Source organism: uncultured Algoriphagus sp. (assembly GCF_963974365.1).
Classification (GTDB): Bacteria; Bacteroidota; Bacteroidia; order Cytophagales; family Cyclobacteriaceae; genus Algoriphagus.
In genome coordinates this window covers 1-23,660 of sequence record NZ_CAXBBX010000018.1, presented here as the reverse complement: position 1 = coordinate 23,660, position 23,660 = coordinate 1, and the positions used below count along the sequence as shown (strand labels likewise).

Annotated in this window: 16 protein-coding genes; 6 read left to right on the top strand and 10 right to left on the bottom strand. The window is 40.8% G+C overall.

Translation table 11 applies throughout. The features are described from left to right. The first annotated feature begins 111 nt into the window (after positions 1-111). Positions 112-624, top strand: a complete 513-nt coding sequence (locus AACZ87_RS20295) for a phosphoheptose isomerase (protein ID WP_339869953.1) — start codon at positions 112-114, stop codon at positions 622-624. Positions 625-845: 221 nt separating this feature from the next. Here AACZ87_RS20295 and AACZ87_RS20290 read toward each other — a convergent pair whose 3' ends face one another. From AACZ87_RS20290 to AACZ87_RS20270, 5 genes are all read right to left on the bottom strand, one after another. Beyond that, positions 846-2,420 (bottom strand): toxin-antitoxin system YwqK family antitoxin, encoded by a 1,575-nt coding sequence (locus AACZ87_RS20290; protein ID WP_339869907.1) that lies wholly within the window; start codon positions 2,418-2,420, stop codon positions 846-848. A gap of 125 nt (positions 2,421-2,545) precedes the next feature. Further along, positions 2,546-3,100: a hypothetical protein gene (locus AACZ87_RS20285; RefSeq protein WP_339869906.1), complete on the bottom strand. Its 555-nt coding sequence runs from the start codon at positions 3,098-3,100 to the stop codon at positions 2,546-2,548. Further along, positions 3,101-4,099, bottom strand: a complete 999-nt coding sequence (locus AACZ87_RS20280) for a beta-ketoacyl-ACP synthase III (protein WP_339869905.1) — start codon at positions 4,097-4,099, stop codon at positions 3,101-3,103. 85 nt (positions 4,100-4,184) lie between these two features. Then, positions 4,185-4,883, bottom strand: a complete 699-nt coding sequence (locus tag AACZ87_RS20275) for an SOS response-associated peptidase (protein ID WP_339869904.1) — start codon at positions 4,881-4,883, stop codon at positions 4,185-4,187. A gap of 29 nt (positions 4,884-4,912) precedes the next feature. After that, positions 4,913-5,872, bottom strand: coding sequence for an alpha/beta fold hydrolase (locus tag AACZ87_RS20270; RefSeq protein ID WP_339869903.1), 960 nt, complete (start codon positions 5,870-5,872; stop codon positions 4,913-4,915). 121 nt (positions 5,873-5,993) lie between these two features. Between AACZ87_RS20270 and AACZ87_RS20265 the strand changes: the two genes are divergently transcribed. From AACZ87_RS20265 to AACZ87_RS20245, 5 genes are all read left to right on the top strand, one after another. Beyond that, the gene (locus AACZ87_RS20265; protein ID WP_339869902.1) at positions 5,994-7,631 is read left to right on the top strand and encodes a pyruvate dehydrogenase complex dihydrolipoamide acetyltransferase; all 1,638 of its coding nucleotides are present in this window, start codon (positions 5,994-5,996) and stop codon (positions 7,629-7,631) included. 93 nt (positions 7,632-7,724) lie between these two features. Further along, positions 7,725-8,267 (top strand): ATP-dependent protease subunit HslV, encoded by a 543-nt coding sequence (hslV, locus tag AACZ87_RS20260; protein ID WP_283412995.1) that lies wholly within the window; start codon positions 7,725-7,727, stop codon positions 8,265-8,267. A 345-nt stretch (positions 8,268-8,612) separates the two neighbouring features. Next, positions 8,613-9,278, top strand: coding sequence for a TetR family transcriptional regulator C-terminal domain-containing protein (locus AACZ87_RS20255; protein ID WP_283412994.1), 666 nt, complete (start codon positions 8,613-8,615; stop codon positions 9,276-9,278). 3 nt (positions 9,279-9,281) lie between these two features. After that, positions 9,282-10,601 (top strand): AarF/UbiB family protein, encoded by a 1,320-nt coding sequence (locus tag AACZ87_RS20250; protein WP_339869901.1) that lies wholly within the window; start codon positions 9,282-9,284, stop codon positions 10,599-10,601. Positions 10,602-11,032: 431 nt separating this feature from the next. Beyond that, entirely contained in the window at positions 11,033-14,326 is a 3,294-nt protein-coding gene (locus tag AACZ87_RS20245) for a two-component regulator propeller domain-containing protein (RefSeq protein WP_339869900.1), read from the top strand. Between the two features lie 68 nt (positions 14,327-14,394). Here AACZ87_RS20245 and AACZ87_RS20240 read toward each other — a convergent pair whose 3' ends face one another. The 5 genes from AACZ87_RS20240 to AACZ87_RS20220 all read right to left on the bottom strand — a co-directional run bounded on the left by AACZ87_RS20240 (position 14,395) and on the right by AACZ87_RS20220 (position 23,170). Beyond that, positions 14,395-15,924 (bottom strand): SulP family inorganic anion transporter, encoded by a 1,530-nt coding sequence (locus AACZ87_RS20240; protein WP_339869899.1) that lies wholly within the window; start codon positions 15,922-15,924, stop codon positions 14,395-14,397. A 582-nt stretch (positions 15,925-16,506) separates the two neighbouring features. Then, positions 16,507-17,931, bottom strand: coding sequence for a DUF6600 domain-containing protein (locus AACZ87_RS20235; RefSeq protein WP_339869898.1), 1,425 nt, complete (start codon positions 17,929-17,931; stop codon positions 16,507-16,509). 685 nt (positions 17,932-18,616) lie between these two features. Continuing rightward, positions 18,617-19,618 carry a glycoside hydrolase family 43 protein gene (locus tag AACZ87_RS20230; RefSeq protein ID WP_339869897.1) on the bottom strand — a complete coding sequence of 334 codons (1,002 nt, stop codon included), beginning with the start codon at positions 19,616-19,618 and terminating at the stop codon, positions 18,617-18,619. Positions 19,619-20,414: 796 nt separating this feature from the next. Further along, positions 20,415-21,449, bottom strand: coding sequence for a hypothetical protein (locus AACZ87_RS20225; RefSeq protein ID WP_339869896.1), 1,035 nt, complete (start codon positions 21,447-21,449; stop codon positions 20,415-20,417). A 290-nt stretch (positions 21,450-21,739) separates the two neighbouring features. Beyond that, positions 21,740-23,170 carry a DUF1501 domain-containing protein gene (locus tag AACZ87_RS20220; protein ID WP_339869895.1) on the bottom strand — a complete coding sequence of 477 codons (1,431 nt, stop codon included), beginning with the start codon at positions 23,168-23,170 and terminating at the stop codon, positions 21,740-21,742. Between the last annotated feature and the right edge of the window lie 490 nt (positions 23,171-23,660).

Here is a 23,660-nt window from a genome sequence, read left to right as displayed (position 1 = left end):
TAAATACTTGGATCAGTTTTCCGTAAAAGATTCCAAATCTAGAAATTTGAGATTGAATTCATTTTTCAAGGGAAATCTTTATTTTTGAAAAATAAAGATGGAGTAATTATGATGAATATTAATGCTAGTCACAGCAAAGCCGAAGTGTTTCAGAAGGTTGAGGATTTTTTGAAAGAAAAAGGATTTCGGATTTCAAAAATCGACCAAACTAGGCCCTGGGGAGGTTTTTTTGTATTAGATGAAGCTCAGATAAGAGAATTCAGAGCTATGTTTTTCGAAGAAGTTGAACTCTCTGAGGAGCAATTAGAACAGAAACTGAGCCCGAAATTCTTGCTTGTAGCGCCAGGAGCACGCCTTTCCTGGCAGTACCATTTCCGAAGAGCGGAGATTTGGAAGCTTATCGATGGAGAATCTGGTATTGTGAGAAGTGAGACAGATGAACTTGGTGAGTTGGAGAAAATGCAGCTGGGAGAGACCATTTCCCTCAAGCAAGGTGAGCGTCATCGACTGGTAGGTCTAGGCAACTGGGGAATAGTAGCTGAGATCTGGATGCATGTGGATCCTCAAAATCCATCCAATGAGGAAGATATAATAAGAGTAGAAGACGATTATTCCAGGAAATAAAAAAAGCTCGGGTTTTATCCCGAGCTAAAAAGCGTAAAATTTGTCGTCCGTAGCTCAATCACCCTTAAATAAACTTTTTAGTTAAAAAAATCCTACTGGACTAGCTTAAAGAGTGATGGAATTTAATTGTAAATAGTTGAAATTCAAAATATTGTGTTCAATAATTACCGGGAGCGGTTTGAAATGCTTTTTTTGAGTTAGATTGGAAAATAACTTGCAGCCTATTGATTAATTAGATTCACGAGGTTGGTAAGGGATTCTTCTTGGACTTCGTCCTCTTTGTAATTGATCAAGTCTTCTAATCTTCCAGCCGGGTTATAATACCTCCAAGGACCTTCTTTTTTACCATCTTTCATTTGCCCTTCAGAGGCCTTTCTTCCATTTTCGTGATAAAATAACCAAGTACCCGCTGCTTTTCCTGCTACATAATTCCCCTCAGATTCCTTTTTTCCATTCACATAATAGGTGATTCTTGTTCCATCACCATCCTTCAAAGTTCCCTTATTTAAGTTTTCGCTTCCATCGTAGGATTTGTATTCACTGATATTCATCAGACGGCCATTGTCCCAAATCTCTTCTTGAGTAAGTTGCTTGTTGTCATAAAATAACCCCCAAATACCATTTTCGAACCCAATGTTGTAGCTTCCTACAGATTTCAGCTGACCTCCATCGTAATAGTAAACCCACTGCCCATTTTCAAGACCTAAGCTGTATTCACCTTCAGCGACCAGTATTCCGATTTTATTGAAATATTTCCAAAGCCCGGTTTTTAGGTCATTTCTATATTCTCCTATGGAATAAATTTCGCCATCAGGAAAGAAACTCTTCCAAACGCCGGTTTTCATTCCATTTTGATATTGTCCAGATACTGATATTTGTCCAGAACTATGGTATTCTACATAGTCACCTACGGGAACGCCTAAGTCGTAAGTTTTTCGCTTAGCGATCTCCCTATTTGGAAAGTATTCTTCCCAGGTTCCTACAGCAATTCCATTCTCGTATTTCTCAATTCTGGCAAGTCGTTGGTTTTCGTAGTAATACTTCCAAGTTCCAATACGATTTCCATTTTCATCGTAAAATTCCTCCGATTCTTTCGATTTGGTTCCAGTGAAATAGCGTGTCCATTCGCCTACTTTTTTTCCATTCTTATAATTTCCTTCCTCTACTACAAGATTTGGATAGGTGAGTCTTTTAAAAGCACCATCTAGCTGTCCTCCTTTGTATAGTCCTTCAGTAATCAGCACACCTTCTGGATCGTATTCCAAATAGGGGCCTTCTTTAAGTCCATTTACATAAAATTCTCTGGTAGCTACCTCACCGAAATCATAGTATTGGACCCACTGACCAGTTTTTTTGCTGTTTTCATACTGACCTTCCAGAGAAACTTGAGTTGCATCAATGTATTCTGGTACTCCTGTTCTTCCGAAATACTCCACGTATTTCCCTACAATCACAGAATCTTTAAAAATCATTTCTTTTTTCAATGCTCCATCTGCGTCATATAATTTGGATGGGCCAAAGAGAATCCCGTCTTTATATTCAGCCACTACTTTCCTTCTCCCATCACTATAAAAGCTGCTCCATAGTCCTTCTCTTTTTCCGTTTTTGAAAGTTCCTTCAGTAAGAAGCGTGTTGGTTTTAGGGTTGTAATATTTCCACAATCCTTCCCGCATTGAATTAGTAACTATACCTGTAGCCATTAGCGTAGAGTCGGAATTATATTGCCGGACCATAGAGCTTTCTTGGGCCAATACTGGCGTGGTGAAAAGGATTATTGCGATTAGGAGGTATTTCATATGGTTTTTATTTCGTCTAGATTTCATGGGTTAGGTGAAATCTTACAAAAGGATAATCTGATTAGTTTACGAAGGATCTTCAATCCTGTTTAAAAATAAGTTAATTCCAGCTTTATCCCATTTTTTCAGGAAAGTAAGAATATCAATTTTTTTAGTTCATCCAAAATTTCGACTCGAATTACGTTTAAATCATCTGTGGATTGAATCTTTTTGTGCCATTGGCAGAAGGTGGAGTTTTTCAGGTCAAATTCCGTAGGAGATTCAGTTGAACCATTATTTAGCAGTATTTCGGGGTAGTCCCAGGGAGTAGGAGATTGATCAAAAAGCCAGTTATTTCCACTAAGCTTTTCAAAAGGGGATTTAGGATGGTTTTTGCCGAGCAAGACAAAGAGAAATAGCCCGTGACCAAACCAGTTTAAAACTCGGATATTTAACCCTTTGTCAGTATCAAAGTCTCTGATAAGATCCAAAACCTGATAAGGGAACCCTACTAAATCATTCCCTTTAGAAAGTTTTATACCGCGACTTGGGTTATGAATTTCGCTAAGTTTTTTTAGATCAAAGGAATTTCCCACATGAGCAAGCATCTCCAGAAATAGTGCTTTAAGTCTATTTTGACGAGGAATAATGTCCTTATCTAGCCAAAGTTTAAGATCTAACGTGTTGGATTCATTACCCATTTACCACTGAAGTAATGCAGAAGCCCATGTGAACCCCGAGCCAAATGCAGCAAGACAAATCAAATCTCCCTCCTTGATTTTTCCTTGCTCCCAAGCTTCGCTAAGCGCAATTGGGATAGTGGCTGCCGTAGTGTTTCCTTTGTCCATGATATTGTTAAATACCTTTTCGTCAGGTAGTCCCAGCTGCTTTTGTATGTACTGGCTGATACGGAGATTGGCTTGGTGAGGAACCAGTAAATCTATCGCAGATTGATCCAATTGATTTGCATCGAGTGCTTCCTTGATCACTTCCATGAATCTCACTACTGCATGCTTGAAAACTGCATTTCCGTTCATTTTAAGGAAAAAGCTTCCTGACTCGATCAACTCTGGAGAAATTCTTACCTCACGACTACTTCCAGGGTCTTTGCAATACAGCTCTTCCGCATGTTCGCCTTGGGAATGTAGATGTGTACTTAGAATTCCAAGTTGATCCCCCTCTGCAGCTCCCAGAACAGCAGCACCTGCACCATCAGCGAAAATGACGGAGCTGGAGCGTCCTTCATCGCTTTTGTCCAGAGCAGAAGACTGGATTTCAGCTCCTACTACCAAGATCTTTTTGTACATACCAGTTTTGATAAACTGATCTGCTATGGAAAGTGCATAGATAAATCCAGAGCAGGCGTTTCTGATATCCAGAGCTCCGATGGTTCCCATGCCTAACTCACGTTGAAGCAAAACTCCATTACCAGGAATGAAATAATCTGGAGTAATAGTGGCAAAAACAATGAAATCAATTTCTGCTGCCTGCACTCCAGCTCTTTTCAATGCCATTTCTGAGGCTATTTTAGACATACTCGTCACAGTATCCACTCCTGGAGTGAACCAATGTCTGGATTCTATACCGGTTCGCTCGACTATCCACTCATGATTAGTGTTCATCATCTCAGAAAGCTCGTAATTGGTCACACTTCTTTCTGGTACATAATGACCAACTCCTAAAATCCTTGATTTTTGCATGTCAATTTGGGTTATTCATAAAATTGAATGACAATATCGCGAGATCAATTTACTCTAGCAAAAACGACAAGGACTAGCGGTAGAATTAACCGAAGAGTGTATAATTCCCATGTTGGTCCATAGGAGAGGTCTTGCGGATCACAGCTGGACTATCATTCTGAACGGAATTCACTAGGGGTGAAACTGTAAAGCTCAACATGGAATCCGCTGAATAAGGTTTTAATACAGTCAAAAGATCTTCTTCTGAGGCGTAGCTATCCAGCCATTTTTTTTCGGCATTTCTGTCTAAGATGACAGGCATTCTATCCTGAATGTCTGAGACAACAGAATTAGGAGTGGTGGTCAGGATCAAAAAAGTATGCTGAGTTTCTCCGTTTGCAGACTCATATTCCTCCCAGATTCCTGCAAAAGAAAAAAGCTCCCCTTCACGTAATGTGAATCGGTAGGGGACAGAAGTTTTCTTCCCAAGTCGTTTCCATTCGTAAAATCCATCTGCTGGAATAATACATCTACGTTGTCTAAAAGCAGTTTTGAAAGAAATTTTCTCATTCACAGTTTCTGCTTTGGCATTAATCAGTTTTTGGGATACAGGTCTGTTTTTGCCAAAATCAGGAGTGATTCCCCAATAGAAAAAGGAAAATCCTTTAGGGCTCTGAGAGGTGATTACGGGTACAAGTTGTGTGGGAGCGATGTTATATCGGGGTTTCAGATCTGACATCATTTCTGCCTGAAATCGCTCTTCAAGTTCTTCTTTACTTTTGCTAAGGGAATATCGTCCACACATAATGTTATATCGCTGTAATTGGCAGGAAGTTAGATAACAGCGCTTATAAATTCAACTGCTCTTTGCTCCGAATAATAAGGTTTTGATGAGTTTTCAGGAGAAAACCCCACATGACCTCCGTGTTTTGGGAATTCAAAATACACCTGGTCAAGTGATTTGGCAAGGCTTGTTGGAAAGCATTTTTCACTTAGAAAAGGGTCATTTAGCGCATTTAGGACTAGTGTGGGGACTTGGATCTGATCTAGAAAATAGAGAGAAGAATTTACTTCATAGTATTCTTCAGCATCGGCAAAGCCATGAAGAGGGCCGGTGAAAAAATCATCAAAATCTGCCAAAGTTTTAATATTCCTTAGCGTTTCTACTGGAATTTGACCTGGATGAGCTAGTGATTTATCTATTACTTTCTTTTTTAGGCTTCGCAAAAAGCGCTTGGAATACAAGGTGTTTTCCATTTCGGATATTTTTCGCGAGGAGCTTCCCAGATGAAGAGGGACAGAGATCGCTACACCTTTATGGAGTTTCGGGATGGTGTTACCTTTTTCTCCTAAATACTTTAATGTCAGGTTTCCTCCAAGACTAAACCCAATCAAGTTAATTTCTTCATAATTTTTAATTGCATGCTGGACCACCAAATCCAAATCGTAAGTAGCGCCCGAGTGATAGAAAATCACCTGCTTATTCATCTCTTCACTACAGCTACGGAAATTCCAGGTAAGTACATCGTAGCCTTTTCCCAGAAAGGTATTGACCATTCCAATCATGTAAGCTCGGGTGCTATTGCCTTCCAAACCATGACTGATGATGACTAATTTCGACTTGTTTTGTCGGTACCAATCCAGATCCAGAAAGTCACCGTCTGAAGTATCGATTCTCTCCTTTATGGGTGGAGGAGCGGTTGCTTTCCGAAAAAGTGAAGGGTATATTGTTTCTAAGTGTCCGTTAAACAGCCACTTAGGTCTGTTGTAGGTGCTTTGTTCTAGTAATGGCATATCAGGGGGCTAAGGTTTGATAGCTGAAATGCTTGGGGAAATTACTAGTTTTAAATTTGATTAAAGCCATTATAAAAACTATTTTTGGACACTTTAAAAACGAATTAGCGCGGAATTACCTATGGCCGAAATAATAAGAATGCCTAAAATGAGCGACACCATGGAAGAAGGTGTGATCGCTGCATGGTTGAAAAAAGTTGGAGATTCAGTAAAGCCAGGTGATATTCTGGCAGAAGTGGAGACTGACAAAGCAACGATGGAGCTTGAATCCTACGACGAGGGTGTGCTTTTATATATTGGAGTAAACGAAAAAGATGCAGTACCAGTGAACGGCGTAATTGCCGTGATCGGTGAGAAAGGTGAGGATTATCAGCACCTACTTGATGGTGGAGATGCACCTGCGGAAAAGAAAACTGAAGAAGCCCCTAAAGCTGAAGAGAAAAAAGCTGAACCTGCAAAGTCTGAAGCTCTGGCTGAGAAAATTGATACTTCAAACATCAATGCGATTGTAATCACAATGCCTAAGATGTCTGATACCATGCAAGAGGGAACGATTGCAACTTGGTTGAAGAAAGTTGGGGATGATGTGAAGTCCGGTGAAATCATCGCAGAAGTAGAAACTGACAAGGCGACTATGGAACTGGAGTCATACGACGACGGAACCTTGCTTTATATAGGAGTGGAAGCTGGAGACTCAGTGCCAGTTGATGGTGTGATCGCTGTGATCGGTGAAAAAGGTGCTGATTTCGAAACACTATTGAAAGCTCAAAAATCCGAGTCTTCTGAAGCACCAGTTGAAACTAAAACTGAATCGGCTCCTGAGCCTAAAAAAGAAGAAGCACCTAAATCTGCTGCACCAGCTGCAAGCAGTGCGCCAGCTACTACGGCAGATGGTGATCGATTAAAAATTTCCCCTCTGGCTAAGAAAATGGCTGAGGAGAAAGGCATAGATATTAGAACTGTAAGTGGTTCTGGTGATGGAGGAAGAGTGATCAAAAGAGATGTAGAAAACTTCGTTCCTGCCGCAGCACCTCAAGGTGGGCAAGCAGTTGGAGCTGCTGCTCCGGGTCTAGGCGTAGAAAGCTTCAAAGAAGAGAAAGTTTCTCAGATGAGAAAAGTGATTGCGAAGAGACTTGCAGAAAGCAAGTTTGGTGCGCCACACTTCTACGTGACCATGGAAATCAACATGGACAAAGCGATCGAAGCTAGAAAAAGCATGAACGAAATCGCTCCGGTGAAGATTTCCTTTAACGATATGGTAATCAAAGCAACTGCGGCTGCTTTGCGTCAGCATCCTAAAGTGAACTCTAGCTGGTTGGGCGACAAGATTAGATATAACGACCATATCCATATCGGAATGGCGGTAGCAGTCGATGAGGGATTGTTGGTTCCGGTGATCAGATTTGCAGATAGCCTTTCACTTTCTCAGATTTCTACTCAGGCGAAAAGCCTAGGAGGTAGAGCAAAAACTAAAGAACTTCAGCCTAAGGATTGGGAAGGAAATACCTTCACTATTTCCAACTTAGGAATGTTCGGGGTGGATGAATTCACTGCAATTATTAACCCACCAGATGCATGTATACTTGCAGTTGGTGGCATCAAAGAAACGGTAGTAGTGAAAGATGGCCAAATGCAAGTGGGTAATGTGATGAAAGTAACTTTGTCCTGTGACCACCGAGTGGTAGACGGATCTATTGGAGCTGCATTCCTGATTACGTTGAAAAGCTTACTCGAAGATCCAGTCAGAATACTGGTTTAAGGAAATAAATTAACTGCCAAAAAGTCCTGATTTCAGGACTTTTTGCTTTTTGTACGTTTATTGGTAAGTAACGAGCACACAATAACCACAGACATGACAAAAATTAAATCAACAACCGTAGTTGCGATCAGACATAATGGAGAAGTAGTGATAGGAGCGGATGGTCAGGCAACTTTAGGGAATACTGTAGCGAAAAGCAGTGTAAAGAAATTGAGAGTTTTGCAAGGCGGCAAGATTGTTACCGGGTTTGCAGGTTCTACAGCAGATGCTTTTACACTTTTGGAAAAATTTGAAGAAAAGCTTGGAGCTTTTGGGAATAATATGAAGCGCTCAGCTGTGGAACTGGCAAAAGAATGGAGAACAGATCGCATGCTTTCCAAGTTGGAGGCAATGATGATCGTAGCTGACGCCGATGATATTCTGATTATTTCCGGAAATGGCGATGTAATCGAGCCGGATATGGAAATAGCCACTATTGGATCAGGAAGCATGTATGCTCAGTCTGCAGCAAGAGCGATGAAGCAGTTTGCTCCGCACATGACTGCAGAAGAAATGGTAAGAGAAAGTTTGAATATCGCTGCTGATATCTGTATTTATACGAACCATAACTTAGTTATTGAAAAGGTTTCTGGCTAAAGCTAAGTAAAGAAATGAGTATCAAACCGAAGCTAATCACTTCGGTTTTTTTTATTTTTTAGCCACAGAGTACACGGAGGATTACACAGAGGGGCATAGCTTTTAGTGTTATTTAATTTAAGATTGGGCTGAAAGCCCAAAATATCAAAGCCTAGCCTGTAGGGCTGGGGTCAATGAAATTGTATGAGTGATTGAGCTCTGAAAGAGCGGAATAGGTATTAAATTTTTTACCGTAGTATGTGCCGTATAGACCACTATATAGGTGGTGGCCTCATAAATGTTTTTCAGCTTTTTCTAAACCTGTTGTGTCTCTTGACTGTTAACACATTGTATAAAAGCAATACTATGGAAACTACCACTGTTAAGAAGACAACCAAGAAAGATTATAGAAAGCTGATTTTGGAAGGCTTTAAAAACCATGTGCTTGAGCATGGTGAATTACCCAAGTCAGTTTTCAAGTTCGCAAAGGATTTAAAAATGAAGGAAGAGGATTTCTATACCTACTTCACCTCATTTGAAGCGATAAAATCCACGATTCTGGTAGATATTTTTGATGAGACTTTAGCTGATATAGAAAAGCAAGGTGTGTTTGAGGCCTATTCCGCGCGTGAGAAGTTTTTGAGTTTTCTGTTTACGTGGATTGAAGTCTTGAAGAAAAACAGATCCTATTTGCTGAGTTTATACGAAAGTAAGGCGAAGTCTTTTGTCACGTTGCCGAAGGAATCAGCTGAATTCAAGGAGAAGTTTAAAGCTTTTGCCAGTGAGATAATTCTCGAGGGAAAGGAAACCGAAGAAATCGCATCTCGTCCCGTTATTTCAGATCGATACGATGAAGCGCTCTGGATTCAAGTTGGGTTTGTATTCCGATATTGGTTGGATGATAGATCTCCTAGATTTGAAAAAACCGACGCGGCAATTGAGAAATCTGTGAATCTGGCTTTTGATCTTATGGGAAAAAGTGCACTTGACTCTTTTATTGACTTCGCAAAATTCATGTATCAGTCTAAATAAGCCATGACAGACAACTTAAATGAGCAGCAGGCAATCCCTGTCTCAAAAGTGCAGCGTGCTGCAAAATTCATCTCTACTGGAGCAAAAGTAGGAGGGAACTATGTCAAGCATTATGCTAAGAAAATGGTGAACCCTAGTATGGATCGGGAAGAACTTCACCAGAATAATGCAACGGATATTTACTCTTCACTTAGTCAGCTGAAAGGATCTGCGTTGAAAGTAGCCCAGATGATGTCAATGGATAAGAATCTCTTGCCAAGAGCTTATCAGGATAAATTTACCATGGCTCAGTATTCGGCCCCTCCGTTGTCTTATCCGCTGGTGGTAAAAACTTTCCAAAAGTATTTTAGCAAGAGTCCAGACCAGATCTTCGATTCCTTTACACGTTCTGCAGTGAATGCCGCATCGATCGGGCAAGTGCATCAGGCAACCTTAGGTGAGAAGACTTTGGCAGTGAAAATCCAATATCCTGGAATAGCCGATTCAGTGAGTTCCGATTTGAAGTTGGTTCGTCCATTCGCTTTGCGCCTGCTGAATATGAATGAGCGGGAGCTTGATCATTACATGGAGGAAGTGGAGGAAAAGCTTCTGGAGGAAACTGATTATGTATTGGAAGTCAAGCGTTCCCGAGAGATTTCGGGTGAGTGCTCGCACATTGCAAATCTGAAATTCCCGACTTATTACGATGAGCTGAGTGCAGAACGGATCATCACGATGGATTGGATCGAAGGAAAGCACATGAGAGAATGGCTGGAAACAAATCCAAGTCAGCTATCCAGAAATCAGATCGGACAGGCACTTTGGGATTTTTATCATCATCAGGTGCATAATCTTCAGCAAGTACACGCCGATCCGCATCCTGGGAATTTTATCATACAGGAAAACGATCAGCTGGGTATCATTGATTTTGGTTGTGTAAAAGTGATTCCAGACGACTTTTATCAGGGTTACTTTGCGTTAATCAAAAAGGAGCTCCAACTCAATGCTGAAGAATTGGATAAGGTATTCTTTGATCTGGAATTTATCACAGATAAAGACTCTCCGGAGGAGCAAGTGTACTTTAAATCTGTGTTTAAAGAAATGATTTCGCTTTTAGGAAAGCCTTTTCACTCAGATACTTTTGACTTCTCAGATGATAGTTTCTTTCAGAAAATTTTCGAACTGGGCGATCGGATTTCTAACGATAAGATGTTTAAAAAGTCTAACCAAGCTCGTGGATCTAGACATGGGTTGTATGTGAACAGAACCTATTTCGGATTGTATAATCTACTTAATCAGCTTCAGGCTGAAGTGGTGACGACCAAGCCGGAATGGTTAGGCTGAGGTTCTGATTTAAAAATTCATGTTGAATGTTGCATAAAAATAGCACCCTATTGAGATTGGGTGCTATTTTTATTTACACATGATCAGTCTCTAGTATATTTTTATCAGCCTAAATAAATGTTTTTAATTGATGTTTTTTTGTCGATTAAGGCTAAAATCGCCTAAATAGTAAAGTTTAATGATCAATTCGTTTTATACTATATCAAGAATTAATTTAAGATATATACTACGATTTGTTTAGTGGTTATTTTTTTAGATTAGTAGTTTGCGAAATATTTAATCTATACATTGCTTTTGTATTTAGTTTTTATTTGGGAATATTACCTATTTATCTTCCAAAAAGGCATTCTATAAACTCACTACTTGAAGATGACTTTGATTTAGAAATGGATATTTTCAAGATTAATAATTCCATACCCACACTAATTAAAATGAGGTCTCTAGCGCTGCTTCTTTGCGCTATCTTTTACCTTCCCATTTGCACAGCATATAGCCAAAGTCTGGAGGAAAAACCCGATTTGAAATTCCAGAGGATCTATGAAGGATTGGTTAATAATAGGATTTCAACGATTGCGCAGGACCATCTTGGCTTTATATGGGTAGGAACTTCCAGTGGTTTACATAAGTATGATGGGTTAAATTTCCGGATTTATTCCACGCCAACGGACAGCACTGGATTCAGTAGTAACTATATAGGAGCAATTTTCGAAGACAGTAAAAAGAGACTATGGGTCGGAACCGGTGATGGGGTGGCGCGGTATAATAGGCAATCAGATGATTTTACCAAGATTCTTATCCCTTTTGATGCTACTAGTGATACGGGTGAAGGAGACCTAGTCAATACCATTCTAGAAGATGAAGATGGTGTAATTTGGATTTCAAGTGTGTCATCTGGTTTGTTCTTTTTTGATCCCGACAAGCAAGTATTTGAGTCTTATAAAGTAAAGGGCTTGGGGCCTATCAATGCGATAGTGGCGGATATCGGTGATATAATGTGGATTGCTACCATTAGAAATGGTCTGGCAAAATTGAATACCTCCAACGGAGAGTTAGAATATTTCCGTCATGCTTCTGACAATCCAGCATCCATAAGTTCGGATCATCTGAAGTCTATTGCTATTGATTTGGATGGGAACCTTTGGGTAGCTAGCCTTAATAATGGCCTGAATAGGCTAGTAGTAGATCAGGGCAAGATATCTTTTCAAAGGTATCTTCATGAACCTGGAAACCCACACAGTCTTTTTAACAATTCAATTTATAATCTATACGTAGACCCCAAAGGAAACCTGTGGACATGTAATGAAAATGGGGGCCTACATCTGTATAATAAAGAAGCAGATGGGTTTTACCGATACCTTCATGATTCCAAAATTCCAACTAGTCTTTCGCATAATTCGATTTGGAATATTTTTCAGGATAATCAGGACAGGTATTGGGTTGGTACAGCGCAATCTGGAATAAACTTGGCAGATCCTTATGCTTCAAAATTTGAGCATTATTACAACAACTCCCTGAATTCTGAAAGTCTAAACAACAATATCATCCGGGATTTTTTGGAGAATGAGGAAGGGGATATATGGATTGCTACGGATGGTGGAGGTTTGAATTATTTTGATAGGTCAGGTGATGTGTTTAAGCATTTTGAAAATGATCCAAATGATCCGACTTCTCTGGCATCAAATGCAGTCATCAGCCTAAATAAAAATGAGGATGGACAGCTGTGGGTAGGTACTTGGGGAGGTGGAATCAATATTTTACTTGATGAAGAAAAAGGCATCTTTACCAGCTTTACAAGCTGGATTCAAAACACCACTTACCCTATTCAGCATGTGTTTGATGTGCATTTTGACGAAAATTACATTTGGATTGCAGCATTTAATGAAGGCTTATATAGGTACGACAGCAATTCTGGTGAACTTGTTCTTTTTAAACATGATGAAAACAACCCGAACTCTATTTCTTCCAATCAGCCGCTAAGGATATTTGAAGATAGTAAAAGTAACATTTGGATAGGATCCCAAGCGGGGTTGAGCGTGATAGAATCCAGTGATAAAAAAGCCGGCATATTCAAATCCTATCAGCCAGCAGGTATAAACTCCCAGAGCATACCTAGCAATTCTATTCGTCAGATATATGAAGATAGTAATCATATTATTTGGATAGCTACAGAGAGGGGACTTGCCAGGTACATTCCTGAGTCAGATAATTTTATTTCATTTGATAAAAATGATGGCTTGCCGGTCAATGAAATTTGTTCAATTGTAGAAGATGACAAGGGGTATTTGTGGATAGGAACCATCAAAGGAATTGTAAAATTTGATCCTGTTGACGTTGATTTCACTACGTTTGATAAGTTCGACGGGCTTCAAGGGGATGAGTTTTCGCGATACTCAGTCCTTAAAACCCAGAAAGGAGAATTGCTTTTTGGCGGGATGAATGGGTTTAATCTTTTTGATCCAGAGCAGCTAAATACCAATCCGTACGCACCTCCAGTTTACATTACTGATTTCCGCCTATTCAATCAATCAGTGGATTTCAGAGAAGCGGATTCACCATTGCAGAAGGATATTACGGTCACTGATTCTGTCGTGCTTTCCTATAAGCAAAATGTGTTTACGTTTGAATTTAAGGCACTGAATTACACCCATCCTGAGGAAAATCAATTTGCCTATATTCTGGAAGGTTTTGAAGAGGATTGGAACTATGTGGGTTCCCAGAGGAATGCAACATACACTAACCTTAGTCCGGGCACTTACCTGTTTCGCGTGAAAGCGTCTAATAATGATGGGGTATGGAATGAAACAGGAACTTCTTTGGTGTTAATAGTAACTCCACCTTTTTGGAAGACAGCATGGTTTATTGCCTTGTCTACACTTTTGGTTATAGGTCTCTTAATACTTGCATACAACTGGAGAGTCCGTGCAATCAAAGCACAAAACCTGCAGCTTGAAAATACGGTAAAAGAGCGAACCACTATGCTCAATCACGCGAACCTGGAATTAAAAAATCATATCAATGAGAAGGACAAACTCTTAAGTATCATCGCTCATGACCTGAGAAATCCTTTTAGTTCTATCATTGGCTACATGGAGCTTTTGGAAGAGGAATATGAAGATACCGGGAATACCGAACACCTGGAAAATATTCAATACCTCTTAAACGTCTCCCGCAATACCCATAACTTGTTGGAAAACCTATTGAATTGGGCGGTCAAGGAAACCAAACTTTTCGAAATAAAGGCGGAAGTAATTCAGGTGTGTGAATTAATAGAGACAGCAAGCGCTATGGTTGCTTCTCAAGCTGATTATAAAAAAATCAAACTTGATAAATCATGTTCAGAAAATATTTTTGTGTTAGCCGATCAGAATATGATCTTGACGGTGATGAGAAACTTGATTTCCAATGCAATCAAGTTTTCCAATCATAATGCAAAAATCGAGATACTTGTCCTGGAAAAATTGGGAGAAGTCATCATCTCTGTCCGAGACCACGGAACAGGAATGGATGAAGCTATGCTTAAGGGGATTTTTTCAAAATCAAACCATCAAAAACGTGGGACATTAGGAGAGGTTGGTACTGGTTTGGGCTTGGTGCTTTGTCAGGAAATAATTGAAAAACACGAAGGTGAAATTTGGGTTGCAAGCCGACTTGGAGAAGGTAGTACTTTTAGTTTTTCTCTTAAGAGCTATGTGGATAATGAGTTAGAGGTCAAATCTTTAGGGTGAAACTCCCCGGAAATCTAAGAGGGGTTTCCTTCTTTGATCTCCGAGGTTCATTTGATTTTTTAAACACTTTAAACCTTATCCACCGCCAATTTATAAGTAGGATCTTCGATCACATTGACATCGATCAGCTCATCTGCATTTTCGAGCAATCTTCTACAATCAGGACTAAGATGCTTCAAGTGTACTTTTTTACCAACCTTATGATAGCGCTCCGTCAATTTATTCAAGGCTTCAATAGCTGACATATCCACCACACGGCTTTCCTGAAAGTCTATGATTACTTCTGTCGGATCATTGAGCACGTCAAATTTCTCGTTGAAAGCAGCGATTGATCCGAAGAATAATGGACCAAACATCTCGTAGTGTTTCACTCCATTGGCATCCACATTTTTTCTTGCACGGATTCTTTTCGCATTATCCCAAGCGAAAAACAAGGCTGCTAAGATCACGCCTACCAATACTGCCAAGGCTAAATTGTGTAGGAATGCTGTAATTAGTGTCACTAAAACCATCAGGAAAACATCTGATTTTGGCATTTTGGTGAAGGTTCTCAAGCTAGCCCATTCAAATGTCCCGATGGATACCATGATCATCAGTCCTGTCAATGCTGCCATTGGCATCTGCTCGATCAAGCTGGATCCAAACATGATGAAAACCAATAGCATCACAGAAGCAACAATGCCCGATAGTCTCGCTCTTGCACCGGATGAAATATTGATCAAACTCTGACCGATCATCGCGCAGCCACCCATTCCAGAGAATACACCGGAAAGCATATTTGCTACGCCTTGAGCTACTGCTTCTTTGTTTCCACGTCCACGGGTTTCGGTGATTTCGTCAATGATATTCAAAGTCAATAAACTTTCGATCAAACCTACACCTGCTACAATTGCAGCATACGGGAAAATGATCTGTAAGGTCTCCCAAGTCAATGGAACAGCAGGAAGGTGAAAAGGAGGGAAGCCACCTTTGATAGCGGCGATATCACCTACAGTTTTGGTGTCGATATTTAAGACAGTTACTAGTCCGAAAACAACCAAAATGGCTGTCAATGAAGCAGGTACAGCTTTGGTTAGCTTTGGTAATCCCCATATGATCAACATAGTCAACAGGACAAAGCCAAGCAAAATATAAAGCGAAGAACCTGTCAGCCAAGCGCCACTAGCATCTTTGAACTGGTCCAATTGGGACATGAAAATGATAATTGCCAGGCCATTGACAAATCCAAAAATCACTGGATGTGGCACCAGGCGCATGAGTTTTCCTAGTTTCAAAGCTCCAGCAGAAACCTGAAGAATACCTGCAAGTACAACCGCAGCAAATACATATTCTACGCCATGCGTAGCTGCCAATGTGACGATTACCACAGCTACAGCGCCGGTAGCACCAGAGATCATTCCTGGACGACCTCCCAAAATGGAAGTGACCAATCCCATCATAAATGCGGCATATAAGCCAGTCAATGGGGAAAGTCCGGCAATCAATGCAAAGGCAACTGCCTCAGGAATAAGCGCCATGGCAACTGTAAGTCCAGAGAGAACTTCGGTTTTGTAATCTACCTTTTGACTGAAGTCGAATAAGTTGAAGTATTGTTTCAAGGTGTGAATAGGTTGGGCGAAACTTAATGCGCGTGTTGAAAACAGTTTGCAAAGATAGACAAAAACTGGAATTCGAAATTTTATTTGGTAAGCTGGGTTTGTTGTGTCGCTTTAACTAAAGATTGGATTCTACCTTTTAGTTTGGTTTTCGTCATTGCGAAGGGCATACGAAGACTTTGTATTATCCAATGATCAATCAGTAGCTTGTTGTTTTACCAGACCTCGTACGTAGCAATGTATGGTCTGTAGCAGGGATTTAAAGGTATGGCTTCGTTCTGTAGGAACGTTTCGTGAACATGAATCAGGCAGACATTACCAAGGGGTGTAATACTATTGATTTGATGAGTTACCGCGAAATGGAGCGATGGAACACAATAGTTATTTCGCTCTTACAGAGCTTTAGGATGCTTGGTTTGTTACTTTAACCAAGCCCTATCGAGCTTGGCTGGGATATTTTGGGCTTTCGGCCCTGTTTACTTAATGGTGTGCTCTGTGAAAACCTCCGGGTCCTTCGTGGTTAAAACTTAACACAAAAAAAAGGATAGCCATTTGGCTACCCTTTTCACTTTGGTTTAACTGGGTTTAATTATTTCCTCTTGTTTTTGAAGTGGTTCTTGAAGAAGAACTTGTAGTTGTTCTACTTGAACTCTTGGTAGGAGTAGAAGATCTTGAAGGTGCACTTTTTACCTGCGGAGTTGATCTACTGGAGGAAGACTGAGTTCTGGACTCAGTTGATCTCGTAGGTGCACTAGACTTTACTACAGGTCTAGAAGAGCTACTTGGCTGTGTCCTAGATTGAGTCGAACGCTGAGCCGGAGCAGATTGAGTTCTCGGCTGAGTCGTACGTTGAGTAGGAGCTGGCTGAGTTCTAGATTCATTAGATCGTTGAGTCGGAGCAGAACTTTGTGTTCTCGTAGGGTTAGATCTGGTCTGCGACTCTCTGCTTGACGGAGTAGAAGTTCTAGTTTCACTACTTCTAGAGTTGCTAGGCGTAGCGGTTCTGGTTTGAGCTCCGGAGTACGGCTTTGTCTCAAAACTTCCACCACGACTAGACGATGGGGTAGTGGTCCTCACTTCTGTGTTGCTAGAACGGGAAGAGGAAGTTCTTTCGCTAGATCTGGTAGTTCCCGCAGGAGTAGTAGCTGATCTTCCGGATACAGTTTCAGTTCTGCTATTTCCTCTGGATGGTACGGATGCAGGTTGTGTTCTGCTTTGTCCGTTTGCAAGTACTCTAGAAGGTCTAGCTGCAGTGGTTGTTCTTCCGCCGCTGTTTAAGTCTGGTCTATATATATTAACGGTATTTCTGGATACGGTATTTCTCCCAGCAGCTCTAGCAGACTGCACGCTGTGTACAGGATAGGTTGTTCTAGTTACGCGCTGAATCTCTTTTCTTGAAGGTCCTGCATAGTATCTGTTGTTATTATAAACCACCGTGTTATTAATGATTGTGGTATTGTTATAGATTTTGACTCTTCTAGCGTATGGCACATAGTAGTTGTACACATTGTGGTATGCAAATCTATTTTGTGGTACAAACAACCAGTATGCAGTAGGAATGTTGATCCTCACATTGACAGAGAATCCAGGACCCATAGGTGCCCATCCGTAATATCCGCCACCAGTTCTCCAGTCTACCCATGCTGGTCCCCAGTTGTAATCCGGGATCCACGCCCAGCTTCGGTAATTGTCATCATAATACCATCTACCGTAGTGAAATGTCGCCCAACCCCAATCGTAATCTGAAACCCAGGTATTTCCATATTCCGTCATCACCCAGTGTCCGTTTGTTCCATAAGGATGGAAATCATCGTACACAGCAGGTAACCATACGTAGCCATAACGGCCATCTTTGACCCAATCACCATAAGGCATCAGTTCGTCATAGAATACTTGAAATGAGACACCGTTCATGTCATCAGCTGAGGCATCAGATGGGCTAAGCCAAAGCAAAGCGACAAAGCCCATCATCAAGTTTCTCATCCAGTTTGGTACTTGTAGCGTTTTCATATTTAGTGGGTTTAGGTATAAATAATATTGGTTAGGTATTTCTTTCCGGTTGTTGGCTCTCTAAGGCTTCCTAGTTAGTAGATGCAATTTTCTATAAAAAGGATGCATGCATACTAAAACCAAAATCACGCCAACTTTTCAGGACTTATCTCAAAAGAACTAGTCTTTGGGAGGGGTTTACGTAAAAAAATAAGTCAATGGTTGCAAGAAATCTTAATATTATCTTAAGATTGATGATAAAAAATAATACTTATGTAAAATATTTAATTAACCTCTTTTGGCCTTTTAAATAATTTTTTGGATAGATTTAAGCTTTTGCCAGAAAAATCCCAGATTCTAGGATAGTACCTCTATAAAATAAAAAGTTTACTTTCCTGAAAAATTACATTCGGAGGCGAATTAATTCTGATAAAAGCAAAACTTGTTCTCCTCCGAAGCTTTCTTTCTTCACTCCAAGAATAAAAAGTTTTGCTCCGAAGCTTTCTTTTTCTCTTCTGAGCTTAACTAGTTCTGTTCAGAACAGAGTAAGCTCTCCTCAAAGCATAAAAAGGTATCCTCAGAAGGTAATTAATTAACTTCTGAAGCTTAATGTGTCTCTTCTGAAGTTAAAAGGATACCCTCCTAAGGTACCTGAGTTTGCACCGAACAAAGGCAGGTAACTTCTAAAAACTCAGCAATCTCCGCTCTATGGCATATACTCCTTGCCAACAACTAGCTTATCGCCGGACAGATCAATTTCAAAGAAATGAGGATGACGGATGGTCCGTCCATTCACGCTCTTGTGACTATGTACTGACATCAGCAGCTTCCCTTCCAAGGTGTGAAACAACATGCCATGACCAAAATTTGGAGGAGTAATCGGGTCTTTTTCCTGAATCCAAGGGCCATCCAGGGTTCCGCTTTCTGAATAAGCCACTCCTTGGGTATAGTCACTGTAAACCCAACTAGTCCATATCATCCCCAACCTTCCCGTTTTTGTTTCAAACAAATAGGGGCCATCGGTTACTTTGTTAGGTTTATCCTTGCCGTTGTCATCTTTCTCACGGCTCCAGGGCGAATCACTGGCTCGGAAAAGTATTTTTCCTTTACCTATCGAACCGCTTAAATCCGGTTTCAGCTCAATCTTTTCCATAGTGCCATTTCCATTCTGCAACCATTCATGGCAGTAGATCATGTAAGGTTTTCCATCTTTATCTACCCAGAAAGTGCCATCCAACGTAGGCATACTTGCAGGTAAGTACGTATCGTCTTGCATCGGCACATAGGGACCGTCTGGCTTGTCACTCACTAAAACATGGCTGGCGCGACGCTCTATCACATTTCCATCGACGGTATCGATCTTAACCGCCCGGTTGGTGAAGGTGGCAAAATAGTAGTACTTGTTTTTGTAAGCATGAAGTTCTGCGGCCCAAATCATGGGATTAGGCCCCATCCAGGAGTCTGGGTCGGTTTCTGCGATTTTATATGGGCCATCCCAAAGTTTCAAATCCGCGCTTTTCCATAGCATCCCGCCAGTTCCGGTCATATAATACATCTTAGTGCTGGAATCCGCCAAAATAGCTGGATCACTTAATACAATAGAATCCAAGGGAACATTCTTCCTGACCTCCCGAACCCGATTTTGCTGTGCCATTACTGTCAAGGGAAGTAGAAGGAAAATGAATAAGACGAGGCAAAGGTTTTTCATGGGTTTCTGATTTTTTGAATTAGGAAGAAAGAAAAAGAATGCTTTGCGACCTAAATTAGTACACTCTTTAAGATAATAGGATTTCAGGGAATGAAGGTTAAGCTTGTTATAAACCTGAAAGGTTTAGGGTGGGACGGTGAAATCTGGGCTATGAAAAGTTGAACCCATTTATTTCCGGAATGCTACGGTATTCAAAAAATCAATTTATCTGTCTCAAGCAGCTCGGGAGCGGATCTGATTTCCTAGTTAAAGATTCAGAACTGATCCTGAGAGGAAAGTAGCTGATAATTAGGTGCTCTGAACTGAAAAATAGGTGCTTAGAGGTGATAGTAATGTTTGATTAACTGAAAAATATGTGCTCAGAGCTGATAATTATGTGTTCTGAACTGATAATTATGTAAGCTGAGCTCATTGGGATATGCTCTGAGTAGAAAATTGGGGATCTAAGCTGATAAAGGGGAGGGAGGTTGTTTAAGTCGCCTCGGTCTGTGTCACAGACCGGGATTGAAGTGGTCTGTGAAGACACAGGCCACGGTGTGGGGGGCGTCAAACAAGATAACAGGCTGAGGATTAAGTCTACCGTTTTGGCTGGCTCTTTTTATCCTTAGGCGGGTGAGTTTGCAACTTTAGCTAAGTATCAAGATCAATTTGTAATTGATTTTGATCTAGGTGACCAATTAAAAATTGGATGGGATATGGAGGTGTAGATACAATCTACACCTAGTGGCCTCAACTCATATTCTACGCTCAGTGGGGGCTTATGACCCGCGGCCGTCGCTCAATTGTGCGCCGTTTTTTATTTTATCATTTTTAATTCTGTTCCATCATAAATCCCAATTCCATTATTTGAAGTCAGGAAAACAAGTCTTTGGTCGTCTGTAAATTCTAACTTTTTTATTGACATTGAAACCCCAATTGCCAAAGGTTCTCTATCCCAAAGCAACTCTGGTTTAAAAATCAATTCAGGATTTTCTATTCTTCCTTCATTGGGAATTGACGCACGATAAAAACCTTCAGTAGTAGCAAAGTAAATTTTGTTGTCAAAAGAGTTATATGCACCTGGTCCGATGAAAATCCCACCACCAAAAGGATTGTTGTTCCTGGTATCTCTAAAATCTTCGCTGTCATAAATCTTAGTAGCGAGATTATTCTTAATTCTAAAAATATCACCGCTTTTCATAAAATGCTGTAGACCTGAGGTTATATAAATATTTTGGCTTTTATCTTCAAAAACTGACTTTGGAAAGAGCAGCCCAAAGTTTAGGCTATCTATGTCAGCATTTAATTCTGTTCTCTTTCGAGTGTCGAAAATTTGAACTGAACCACCAAATTCTCCAAAACTCTTAGTCATCCAAATTCTGTCTTGACTGTCAATGAAAGTATACTGAGGCATGTCAAAATATTGGTTTGTCCGCTTCCTAAAAATGAATAAGAAGCGTTTTGACACAATCATGCCATTTGGTTGGTGTTCAAAATCAGTCCAATGTTTATCTTTCACTGGATCATAAACTGCATAAGGAACAATTAGAAAAATTTCATCTGAAGTATTGAAAAAGATATCAGTGACGCTGTAGTCCTTTTTTAGTTCAAGGTGTAGGTCAATTGAATAGTCGTTTTTGTTAATCGTGAAAATTTTGCCTTTTGCTGTACCTAGATATATTTTATTCGACTTGTCTTTGGCAATGGAGGTATACTTTACAGTCGTGTCACTCGTAAAGGTTCTAATTAGGTTCTTTAAATCCCAAGCAAAAAGTTGTCCGCTTGAATTCAATGCATAAATATTTTCTGTTCCAATAAGCATTTTGGTAAAGCTAGGATTTACCTTTTTCAAGCTGTCGGTTTGAGCAGAACTGTCAAGTACAATGGATAAGAATAATAATATTGGAATTATGTGTCTCACGTTTTTTTTATGCCCTACAACGTTTGTGTATCCCCAACTGGTGATCTTCTTCCGATTAGACTAATATCCACTGTTATTGTTGATGTTCCTATTTATTTTATTTCGTGATGGCACTTAAAAAATATGCCTTTTATCCCCATCAAAATACACCTACTTTCCTTACCCCGCAACCCTTAGTTAAAAAGTCGAAGAAATTAGGCTAAAAATTCAGTATTAAGCACTTACCCCTTTCTCAATAAATCAAACTCCACCTTCCCATGGCCATCAGGCGTGGTGAAGAATGGGCGCTGTTCGATCTCGTAGTTTGTTTCGGGAGCTATGCCTAAGGCATGATAGACCGTCTGGTGAATGCTGTCTATTTTGATAGGGTTTTCTATGCTTTTGCAAGGTCGCTCATCTGCGGTTTTGCCATACACGTGACCTTTTTTGATTCCTCCACCAAACATCAGCATGGAGCAGCCATCGGTAAAATGCCTATGCATCCCGTAGTTTTTCATGTCTTCTATGATATCCGGCACTTCCACCTGATCTTTCACTTTCAGCCCAGGTCTTCCTTCTGTCAGCATATCCCGGCTAAACTCAGAAGCTACGATCACTAGGGTTCTGTCCAGTTTCCCGCTTTCATCCAGATCAGAGATAAGTTGGGCGATAGGAGAGTCGATCATCTTCTTCATTTCTGTCAATCGGGTATGTCCATTATCATGGGTATCCCAGCCTTTGAAAGGCTCATACTCGGAAGTGACCGTGATGTATCTAGCACCCTGATCCACCAGTCTTTTTGCCAGCAGGCAACCCAGCCCAAACTTACTGTTGTTGTACTTATCATAGCTTTCCTTTGGCTCCTGACTCAGATCAAAAGCCTTGGCTTCAGGGGAATTCAGCAGAATGTACGCCTGCTCCATGGATCGCTTCAGTGATTCCTTTTGATAGTCCGAACCATACTCGCCCATTGCGCCTGCAGAAATCAGGTCTTGGTAAAGTTGGTTTCTGGATTCAAAACGCTGTGTGGACATACCGATAGGAGGGCGTACGCTATCTAAACCCGCGGAAGGATCGGGAATCAAAAATGGGCCATGCTCAGAACCCAGAAAACCTGCGCTGTGAAAAGCCTTCAGTTCCTCGCCTTCACCCACAGAGAATCGCTGACCTATATTAATGAAGGACGGAATCACTGGGTTTAAGGGGCCGAGTTCCTTGGAGATCCAAGAACCTAAATGTGGCACGACCACGGATTGTGGAGGTTCGTAGCAGGTATGGAAATGGTACTGGTGGCGTGTATGAAGAATGTGCCCCAGATCTGCCGCCACGTAGGAGCGGATCAGCGTTCCCTTGTCCATGATTTTGGCGATGGATTCCAGACCTTCGGAAAAGTGGATCCCATCCAAAGCCGTCGGAATGGAAGGGAAGGTGCTGAGCACTTCCTTGGATTCCATTCCCTTGCGAAATGGGGTGTATTTCTTTGGGTCGAAAGTTTCGGTGTGCGCCATTCCTCCAGCCATAAAAAGTAAGATCACCGAATCTGCCGTTGCCGGGATTTTGTCAGTACCACAGGATGATAACAGCCCCGCCAATGGCGCGCCCATTCCCATGGTTGCTATGGCAGCAGCAGAGGTTTTTTTTATAAAGTCACGACGGTTAAGTTGTGTATTCATGTTGTTTCTCTTTTTGTTGGCACTGATGTCAGCACCCTCTTTTTCTTTGTTTCAGCAGACCGAAGACCCGCTAAAGCGAGGCTGGCCTATGACCGAAGACTCCCGTACTAACGGGACAGGCTGAAGTAGCCTCAATCTTAGGGTGGAAAATTCTCTAAGATGCTTTAGTCATTAATTTTCAATATAGGTGAAGTCTTACACGAAACGACTTAAGTGGCGTTCAACTTTAGTGCGTCCGAATCTCCAGTCTTCTGAAATACAGATTGCACCCTTCTCAATGACGGATTATGTTTTCATCTAAAATCGTGTCAGTCCGAGCGAAGTCGAGGACAATAATTTTACTCGCATTAAAATGGGGCTTCGACTTCGCTCAGCCTGACACAATCATCACTCTTTTGTAAATTCTAATTTTTTTCTTGTTAACGCTGACGCTACTGTCATTCCCTGATATAGGTTGACCGTTTTAAAGCTATTTGAAAAATGTTAAAAA